Below are 4,085 nucleotides of genomic sequence, written 5' to 3' on the forward strand. Positions count from 1 at the left end.
CGCCGTCCACTTGGTTTTCGAGACTGGCCTTTTAATTCTAACGTAAAGCCAACCTAGAACGGCGGGGTTTCAGACCCAAAATTTCCGATGACGATCAGTCCTAAAACCTTATTATACTGACCATAAAGTTTTCTACCAGTCTCAATATCTAAATATTGGCATTTAACAGCAAATTTTAACCAAACTTGGCTTTCTGCTGCTTCTGCTTCCGCATCATTTAATCTCAGCAAAAATGAACCCTTATAAATACCTCTTGTCAAACCTAAATTCAGGAAAATTCCCCATCACCCCATCACCCCATCACCCCACCACTCCATCACCCCATCACTACCCCATCACCCCATCACTACCCCATCACCCCACCACCCCATTCCCCCATCACTACCCCATCACCCCATTCCCCCATTCCCCCATCACCCCATCACCCCAAAAAAAATTTTTCCCAAGGGTGATAGGTTTTCTGAAACGGGTGGGTAAGTTGTTTATAGAGAACAGAAAACACTTACCAAAGGATACACCCATGAACTCTACCTTCAAATTCAAACTCATCCAAGCTCTCAACAAAAAGAACGGTAACAAAGGTTTCACCCTCATCGAACTCCTAGTTGTCGTTATCATCATCGGTGTACTCGCCGCCATCGCTCTCCCCAACCTCCTCGGTCAGGTAGCCAGAGGCAGACAAGCGGAAGCTCGCAACAACCTCGGTGCCATTAACCGCGGCCAGCAATCTATCCGCTTAGAGAGTGGTACTTTTGAGAGTCTTGCAAATCTTCCCGTAGTTGTAACAAGCACATACTATGAATATGATGGACCTGACAGCGCCAGTGCCACCGAGGCCGTAACTAATGCTACCGCTATCGAGACCTACACCAACGATATTCGCGACTACTCTGGTGGAGTAGGTCAAACCTCGGCTGGTGTTTTCTCTTCAGCTATTTGTGAAACATCAACTCCGACTAACGCTCTTGTCTCTGCGACTGCAACTGACGGTAGTGTGGTTTGTCCGGATGGAAGCAAAAAAATCCAATAGATTTCTTCCCAGATTGCTTAAAAGCTTTCTGGCATAATAACCAACAATTGATACTCTAGCGGAAGGTGGCAGGGAAATGTTCTCCTGAAACCTTGCGCTTTTGATTTTTTTCGGGGAGTGGGGAATGGGGATTTTTCAGTAAACAGTAAACAGTAAACAGTAATCAGCGAACTGAAAACTCACATCTGATAACCCTAACACCCAAAATATAAGCTAAGACGTACTTAACCCGTATTCTTAGATTAGCCTACCCCTCCTTGCCCTAGGGCTGTTTCATTCTCCCAAATGTCATTCTCTCAAATCCTTATCTGGCAACGTTTTTAGTCGATTTCTCGCCAATAAATAGCTGAAAATTTTTCAAAACGTCGTGCTTTGTAGGTTGATTCATGAATCAACCTACTATGAGAGCAAAAACCTGTACTCCCCTGCTCCCTAGCTTACCTCATAAGCGATTAAGGGTAGCAAAAAAAAGAATTAGATTCGGAGAATGAATCAGCCTAACCAAGAAGCTAATTTTGTCCTATTACTTATTGCCAGCGCCTAACCATGAAATACTTTCTTTTTTTAGCAATCAAATCACAGGGAAAAAAAGCGAGGGGTTTTACTTTAATAGAATTGTTAGTAGTGGTGATTTTATTGGGGGTTCTCGCTGCCATTAGTTTACCGAGTCTCTTCGGACAAGTCGCTAAGGGTAGGCAAGCAGAAGCTCGCGGAGCACTGGGATTAATCAATCGCGCCCAACAGGGTTATCGTTATGAAAAAGGGACTTTTGCTACTTTATCTGAACTATCTCTGGAAGCTGCCACTATTTCCCTAACATTTTATAATATCAGCGAAGTACCAAGTCCCAATGCTTTTGGGGCGGCCTATAAATTGAATGCAGTGCCTAAATTTGATGACGATATTAAAAATTATGCCGGGGCAGCCGGACAAACGGCAGCCGGGGCCTATACTGGTATTGTTTGCGAGGATGAAACTCCTTTAGAAGATAATGTTTCTACCAGTAATTCCGACGGTGTTCTTCGCTGTGTTGATGGCATTAAAATTAATTAAAATAACCCCCAAAAATCTTTTATTTTTGTTGATATGATTGACTTTTATTTAAAGCTATGCTAGGCGCAAACAAATCTCTCCATCTATCCTTACTTAAAACTCTTGGTTTAATCGCTGTTATCGGTGGTTTAATCATGGTCATTGTCGAAATGCAACAGGAAAAGGTGAAAACTTTGACCAAAGAAAAGTTATTAGAGAGAAATTATGCTCAAGAATCTCGCCTAGAAAATTCTCAGGTTCAGTTATTAAAAAATATACCTTCCTTTGGCTTTAATAATATGTTAGCCAATTGGGCAATGTTGCAGTTTATACAATATTATGGCGATGAGGATGCTCGTCGGGAAACCGGTTACGGTTTAAGTCCCGATTTTATGGAAATTGTCGCTAAAAATGACCCGAAATTTGTCCGTGCCTATTTGATGATGTCCGTCGCTTCTTCTGTCAATGCTGGCAAACCCGAAAGAACGATTGAGATTATGAATAAAGGTTTATCAAAAATCACTCCTGATGTTACTGATGCCTATTTTCTTTGGTTATATAAAGGAGTCGATGAACTATTATTTTTAGGTGATATTCCTGCGGCGAAAAAATCTAATCAAATGGCCGCCGATTGGGCAAAAATTGCTGGTAATGAATTTATCGAAAAATCCGCTAGGGGAACGGTGAAATTTTTAGAAACTAATCCCGATAGTCGCGCTCCTAGAGTCGGCGCTTGGATGTTAGTCTGGCTAAATAGCCAAGACGAAGAAACCCGCAAGTTAGCCAAGGAAAATATCGAAAAATTGGGCGGTAAATTGGTGATTAATAATAATCAAGTGATGGCAATTCCCCCCAAGGATTAGGAACTGGCCTATTTTTCATCCTGCCAAAACTTATGATTTAATAAGCCATCAATATCCTTAGAAAAAGGACAAATATCGGGAAAATTAGAGTCTGGATAATCCTCTTTCACCGCTTCTAAAGCTTCTCGATAACATTCTTCTAAAATCTCTATCATAAACCTTTTCAAACTAGGAGAATACTTAAATTCCTTCTTTAAATCGTTGCGAAAATTTCTAATTTCAATTTCCCACCCCCGATAACAATCGGGAAGAACCACATAACAACGTTTTAATAAATGTTCTAATAAACGAGTTAAAAAATTATCAACCGCTTTGCGTTGACTTTTCCCCAAAGATTCCACCTCCTCGATCAAATTCTCTAAATCAACTTGAGATAAATCCCCAGATTTTAATTGTTTGACGGTTGCTTCTATCCACAAAGCAAAATCTCGATCATAAAGATTTTTTACCTTTGCTAAAGTCATAATTTTTCTCCTTGTTAAACTTAAATTTATTCCTTGAAAATCACACTAAATCTGGTTATTAAAGACTGATTATTTATTCCCCCTATTGCCTATTGCCTCTACTCAACGGATTTAGTATCAAAGTTTAACTTTCCCAAAACTTATGATTTAATAAACCATCAATATCCTTAGAAAAAGGACAAACATCGGGGAAAATAGCATCATATTTAATTCGCATATTCTCCACCGCTTCCTGATAACAATCATCACACATATCGGTTAAAAAACTGCATAAACTAGGGGAATCTTTAAGGATATATTTTAACTTCGATTGACAGCGTTTAATTGTTACTTCCCAACCTCGATAACAGTCGGACAAAGGAAGATAACGCCGTTTTAAAGCCTGTTCAAATAATGTAATTAAACGGGTTTTTAGTTCTCTTTTGTCTCGTCTTCCCAAAGATTCCACCTCCTCGATCAAATTCTCTAAATCAACCTGAGATAAATCCCCAGATTTTAATTGCTTAACCGTCTTCTCTATCCACAAAGCAAAATCTTGATCATAAAGATTTTTTACCTTTGCTAAAGTCATAATTTTTACCTCCTCTGTTGACTAATTACCCTCATTTTATCTTGAATGTCGGGGTGAAGACCCTCGCTTGAGCGCGACGGGATGAAACCCCGACCAGTATAAAACAGCAAAGCACGACATTTCGA

At 40.0% G+C, this 4,085-nt stretch carries 6 protein-coding genes; 3 read left to right on the forward strand and 3 right to left on the reverse strand.

All coding sequences use genetic code 11. The features are described from left to right. Nucleotides 1-53: 53 nt before the first annotated feature. Nucleotides 54-230: a four helix bundle protein gene (locus tag BGL89_RS07375; RefSeq protein ID WP_286825138.1), complete on the reverse strand. Its 177-nt coding sequence runs from the start codon at nucleotides 228-230 to the stop codon at nucleotides 54-56. Nucleotides 231-520: 290 nt separating this feature from the next. Between BGL89_RS07375 and BGL89_RS07380 the strand changes: the two genes are divergently transcribed. From BGL89_RS07380 to BGL89_RS07390, 3 genes are all read left to right on the forward strand, one after another. Further along, nucleotides 521-1,030, forward strand: a complete 510-nt coding sequence (locus BGL89_RS07380) for a type IV pilin protein (RefSeq protein ID WP_286825143.1) — start codon at nucleotides 521-523, stop codon at nucleotides 1,028-1,030. A 546-nt stretch (nucleotides 1,031-1,576) separates the two neighbouring features. Then, nucleotides 1,577-2,083, forward strand: coding sequence for a type IV pilin-like G/H family protein (locus tag BGL89_RS07385; protein WP_286825139.1), 507 nt, complete (start codon nucleotides 1,577-1,579; stop codon nucleotides 2,081-2,083). Nucleotides 2,084-2,139: 56 nt separating this feature from the next. Then, complete coding sequence (locus BGL89_RS07390; protein ID WP_286825140.1) at nucleotides 2,140-2,925, forward strand: hypothetical protein; 786 nt, start codon at nucleotides 2,140-2,142, stop codon at nucleotides 2,923-2,925. A gap of 8 nt (nucleotides 2,926-2,933) precedes the next feature. Here the strand turns inward: BGL89_RS07390 and BGL89_RS07395 are convergent, their stop codons facing one another. Next, complete coding sequence (locus tag BGL89_RS07395) at nucleotides 2,934-3,389, reverse strand: DUF29 domain-containing protein (RefSeq protein ID WP_286825141.1); 456 nt, start codon at nucleotides 3,387-3,389, stop codon at nucleotides 2,934-2,936. Nucleotides 3,390-3,513: 124 nt separating this feature from the next. Next, nucleotides 3,514-3,960, reverse strand: a complete 447-nt coding sequence (locus BGL89_RS07400; RefSeq protein ID WP_286825142.1) for a DUF29 domain-containing protein — start codon at nucleotides 3,958-3,960, stop codon at nucleotides 3,514-3,516. Nucleotides 3,961-4,085: the final 125 nt, after the last annotated feature.

Origin of the sequence: Microcystis sp. LSC13-02 (genome assembly GCA_002282935.1) — a bacterium.
Classification (GTDB): Bacteria; Cyanobacteriota; Cyanobacteriia; order Cyanobacteriales; family Microcystaceae; genus Microcystis.

Bases quoted from the DNA above. Each gene is read 5' to 3' on its own strand.
- BGL89_RS07385 (WP_286825139.1), top strand. From the start codon at position 1,577: ATGAAATACTTTCTTTTTTTAGCAATCAAATCACAGGGAAAAAAAGCG.
- BGL89_RS07395 (WP_286825141.1), bottom strand. From the start codon at position 3,389: ATGACTTTAGCAAAGGTAAAAAATCTTTATGATCGAGATTTTGCTTTG.
- BGL89_RS07380 (WP_286825143.1), top strand. From the start codon at position 521: ATGAACTCTACCTTCAAATTCAAACTCATCCAAGCTCTCAACAAAAAG.
- BGL89_RS07390 (WP_286825140.1), top strand. From the start codon at position 2,140: ATGCTAGGCGCAAACAAATCTCTCCATCTATCCTTACTTAAAACTCTT.
- BGL89_RS07400 (WP_286825142.1), bottom strand. From the start codon at position 3,960: ATGACTTTAGCAAAGGTAAAAAATCTTTATGATCAAGATTTTGCTTTG.